This is a genomic window from Staphylococcus sp. EG-SA-2 (genome assembly GCF_017152085.1).
The window spans coordinates 1-649 of record NZ_JACYHC010001192.1 but is presented as its reverse complement, the minus strand read 5'-3'; the positions used below and the strand labels follow the sequence as shown (position 1 = coordinate 649).

Annotated in this window: 1 protein-coding gene; it reads left to right on the top strand. The window is 34.2% G+C overall.

Annotation, left to right across the window (positions count from 1 at the left end):
- Positions 1–649 (top strand): ribosome biogenesis GTPase YlqF (ylqF, locus tag IDG60_RS28115; RefSeq protein ID WP_206161089.1); only part of this gene is annotated, 649 nt, incomplete at both ends.

Genomic DNA, 649 nt, shown 5'->3' with positions numbered 1-649 from the left:
CTATGATAGATGAAGTTATTAACCAAAAACCACGTGTTGTTATATTAAATAAAAAAGATATGTCTAATTTAAATGAGATGTCAAAATGGGAACAATTTTTTATTGATAAAGGATACTATCCTGTATCAGTGGATGCTAAGCACGGTAAAAATTTAAAGAAAGTGGAAGCTGCAGCAATTAAGGCGACTGCTGAAAAATTTGAACGCGAAAAAGCGAAAGGACTTAAACCTAGAGCGATAAGAGCAATGATCGTTGGAATTCCAAATGTTGGTAAATCCACATTAATAAATAAACTGGCAAAGCGTAGTATTGCGCAGACTGGTAATAAACCAGGTGTGACCAAACAACAACAATGGATTAAAGTTAGTAATGCATTACAACTATTAGACACACCAGGGATACTTTGGCCTAAATTTGAAGATGAAGAAGTCGGTAAGAAGTTGAGTTTAACTGGTGCGATAAAAGATAGTATTGTGCACTTAGATGAAGTTGCCATCTATGGATTAAACTTTTTAATTCAAAATGATTTAGCGCGATTAAAGTCACATTATAATATTGAAGTTCCTGAAGATGCAGAAATCATAGCGTGGTTTGATGCGATAGGGAAAAAACGTGGCTTAATTCGACGTGGTAATGAAATTGATTACGA